A 3,709-nucleotide genomic window follows, 5' to 3' on the forward strand; every position below is an offset into this window, starting at 1 on the left:
TGGGCGATATCGAGGGGCTGCCGTTCTTTGAGGCGATCCGGCAATTCAGCCATGACCGCCCGCGCGGACAGTGCATTTTCATGCACCTCACCCTCCTGCCCTATCTCGCCGCCAGTGGCGAGTTGAAGACCAAGCCCACACAACACAGCGTCAAGGAACTTCAGAGCATCGGCATCGCGCCCGATATTCTCGTTTGTCGCTCGGAACAGCCGATCCCGGACAAGGAGCGCGAAAAGATCGCGCTTTTCTGCAATGTCCGCAAAGAGCATGTGGTCGCAGCCTATGATCTCAAGTCGATTTACGAGGCGCCACTGGCCTATCACCGCGAAGGGTTGGATCAGGCCGTGCTCGACGTGTTTCAGATCAGCCCCGCGCCCAAGCCGGACCTGACTGTGTGGCTCGATGTGGTGGACCGCATCCAGAATACCGACGGGGTGGTCAATATCGCCATCGTCGGCAAATATGTGCAGCTTGAGGATGCCTATAAGTCGATCAAGGAGGCGCTCATCCACGGCGGCATGGCCAACCGGGTCAAGGTCAACGTGGAATGGGTCGATGCCGAGATTTTCGAGCGTGAGGACCCCGCCGCACATCTCGAAGGTTTTCACGCCATTCTCGTGCCCGGCGGCTTTGGCGAACGCGGCACCGAGGGCAAGATCAAGGCGGCAGAATTCGCCCGCACCCGCAAAATCCCCTACCTTGGCATTTGCCTCGGCATGCAGATGGCGGTGATCGAGGCGGCGCGCAATGTCGCGGGCCTCAAGGATGCCGGATCAGAGGAATTCGACCACGAGGCCGGCAAGCGCCGGTTCGAGCCGGTGGTCTATCATCTCAAGGAATGGGTGCAGGGCAACGAAAAGGTCAGCCGCAAGGTCAGCGATGACAAGGGCGGGACCATGCGTCTGGGTGCCTATGACGCCGTGCTCAAGGAAGGCAGCCGCGTGGCGGCGATCTATGGCACCACCACGATTGATGAGCGCCACCGCCACCGCTATGAGGTGGACACCAAGTATCGCGAAAAGCTCGAAGGCTGTGGCCTGACGTTTTCAGGCATGTCACCCGATGGCCGCCTGCCCGAGATTGTGGAATGGTCGGATCATCCGTGGTTCATCGGCGTGCAATATCACCCAGAACTGAAATCCAAGCCCTTCGCGCCGCATCCGCTCTTTGCCGATTTCGTGCGCGCGGCGATTGCAACCTCGCGGCTGGTCTGAGGCGCGCGCCTCAGCCCTTGACGGGGAAGAGGAAACAGCGGTCGCGCCGGATCATCAGCCAGAGCGCCTTGCCGGGCTTGGGCAGGAACACATTGGGCACGGTGGCCTTGAGCAACGATCCGTCGTGATCCATACGAAACTCGACCAGACTCTCGGAGCCCATGAAGCGCGCGCGCTCGACCACACCCCGCGCGGGCGTGCCATCCTGCGGCGTGGTATTGGGCCCGCGCCCATGCCGGTCAAAGTCGATCTTGATGTGCTGCGGCCGGATCACGATCTCGACCTCGCTGCCCTCATAAGCGCCGGGCGAGAGGAACTGGCCAAAGGGCGTATCCACCAAGGAACCGCGCACCCGTCCTCGGATCACATTGACCTCTGAGAAGAACGCCATGGCGCTGCGGTCCACGGGGGCGTTGTAGACGTTATAGGGCGCGCCCTGCTGCACGATCCGCCCATCGCGCATAAGCGCGATTTCATCGGCCATGCGCATCGCCTCTTCCGGCTCATGCGTGACCAGCAACACCGCCGTATCCTGTTCCCGCAGGATTTCCAGCGTCTCGTCACGGATGCCATCGCGCAGGCGGTTGTCGAGGCCCGAAAAAGGCTCGTCCATCAGCATGATACCGGGACGCGGTGCAAGCGCGCGGGCAAGCGCCACGCGTTGCTGCTCGCCCCCCGAAAGCTCGTGCGGATAGGCGTTGAGATAGCGCGAGAGACCAACCCGTTCGAGCAATTCGCCCACGCGCGCGCTCTTGGCGGCCTTGTCCCCGCTCAGACCAAAGGCCACGTTCTGCGCCACGCTCAGATGCGGAAAGAGCGCGAAATCCTGAAACATCAACCCGATATGGCGTCGCTCCGGGGGCACGCGATACACCGTGTCGCACACGAGTTTGCCATCCACCCAGATCTCGCCCGAATCCTGCATCTCGACCCCGGCGATCATCCGCAGCGTGGTCGATTTGCCACAGCCTGACGGCCCGAGAAGACAGGTCACATGCCCCGGCATCACCCGCAACGAGACATTGTTGACCACATGCCGCCCATCATAGAGGCGCATCAGGTTCTTGATTTCCAGCCGGGGGATTGGGGTCTGCACCGGGGCCTCTTGGTCTTTCCGATCAATTCTATCGGGTTTTGTCCGCTGGGAATATCAACCCCACGGCCCCTGTGCAAGCCATATGCCTGCGGCCCGTTGACAGCCCCGCACAGAGGTGTTTGGGTGTGGTCACATTTCACCCTCAGGAGTTTATCCGATGCGGATTTTGACCGGCGCTTTGGTTGCGCTTTGCCTTGCCTTCCCCGCCCATGCGCAGGACGACCGCGACGCCCGTGTCGCCATGGCCAAGGAATATGTCGACGCCACCATGACCGATATGGAAATCCAGGAATTCATCCGGCAACTCTGGCAACCGATGGTGCAACAAATGGCCGCCAATCGTCAGCCGATGTCCGAAGAGCAGATCATGCAAATCGACAAGCTCTTTCTGGATCACCTGACTCAACCCCTGACCGATGTCATGCGCAAGCAGGATGAGATCATGGCCGATCTCATGACCCTCGAAGAACTGACCGCGCTGCGCGATTTCTACACCTCGGAACACGGCGGTGCTGTCATGCGCAAGATGCCGCAACTGGCGCAAATCCAGCAGCCGATGATTTCCGCCGTCCTGCAAGCGGCGATGCCCGAGATGATGCCCAAGATTGAAGCGATCACCATGCCCAAGTAAGACCGCGCTCTGGCGCGGATTTACGCTTTTGGAAGGTCCATCATGGCGGTGAACTCGGCCTCTGCGGCCAGGTCACCCTCGACCTCTGCCAGACCCGAGAATTTCCAGACCTTGCCCCCCGGCTTGCCCCGCGTCGTGCGCAGCTTCATTTCCAGCACATCGCCCGGCACCACCATGCGGCGGAACTTGGCGCTGTCGATGGCCATGAAATAGACCAGCATGTTACGGTCCTGCATCTCGAGGGCTGTGCCCACCATCACGGCGGCCGTCTGCGCCATCGCCTCGATGATGGTGACACCGGGCATGATCGGCTTGCCCGGAAAATGCCCCTGGAAATGCGGCTCGTTCATGGTGACGTTCTTGATGCCCCGCGCCGATTGATAGCCGTCGATATCCACCACCTTGTCCACCAAGAGAAAGGGATAACGATGCGGGATGATCCGTTGAATGAGATGGATATCCGCGGATTTGAGGGACTCGGTCATGGGCTGTCCTTTCACGTGCCTTGCGCCATGTGCCTAGCAATCCGCGCGGCACGGGGCAAGATCACTTGCGTCGCCTAGTCACTGGTAGGGGCTGGTTGATCTGGTGCCGGTTGTTCCGGTGCCGCCTCTGGGGCCGCCTCAGGTGCCAAAGGACCCGCGCCAATTGCCGCGTTGATCCGCTGCACGGCAAGCTCCGTCACATCCGCCGCACTGGTGTGCAGCATCACGGTGCGCGCATCAATCATCACCATCGCATTGGCCTCGTTCAGTAATTCCGACAGCA

The 3,709-nt window shown here is 61.0% G+C and carries 4 protein-coding genes and 1 pseudogene; 2 read left to right on the top strand and 3 right to left on the bottom strand.

Annotated features, from left to right (window positions below; translation table 11 throughout):
* Positions 1-1,214 (top strand): CTP synthase (locus KBT70_RS16040; protein WP_296636264.1); only part of this gene is annotated, 1,214 nt, incomplete at its 5' end.
* 10 nt (positions 1,215-1,224) lie between these two features.
* Here the strand turns inward: KBT70_RS16040 and KBT70_RS16045 are convergent.
* Positions 1,225-2,310, bottom strand: a complete 1,086-nt coding sequence (locus KBT70_RS16045; RefSeq protein WP_296636268.1) for an ABC transporter ATP-binding protein — start codon at positions 2,308-2,310, stop codon at positions 1,225-1,227.
* 157 nt (positions 2,311-2,467) lie between these two features.
* On the opposite strand from KBT70_RS16045, the gene KBT70_RS16050 reads away from it, so the two are divergent.
* Positions 2,468-2,941: a DUF2059 domain-containing protein gene (locus tag KBT70_RS16050; protein ID WP_296636271.1), complete on the top strand. Its 474-nt coding sequence runs from the start codon at positions 2,468-2,470 to the stop codon at positions 2,939-2,941.
* A gap of 20 nt (positions 2,942-2,961) precedes the next feature.
* Here KBT70_RS16050 and fabZ read toward each other — a convergent pair whose 3' ends face one another.
* A complete protein-coding gene (fabZ, locus tag KBT70_RS16055) occupies positions 2,962-3,426 on the bottom strand; it encodes a 3-hydroxyacyl-ACP dehydratase FabZ (RefSeq protein ID WP_296636275.1) in 465 nt (154 codons plus the stop codon).
* A gap of 74 nt (positions 3,427-3,500) precedes the next feature.
* Positions 3,501-3,709: pseudogene (locus tag KBT70_RS16060) on the bottom strand (OmpH family outer membrane protein); the annotation flags it as partial.

The sequence above is a fragment of the Roseovarius sp. genome, assembly GCF_018066915.1.
Lineage (GTDB): Bacteria > Pseudomonadota > Alphaproteobacteria > Rhodobacterales > Rhodobacteraceae > Roseovarius.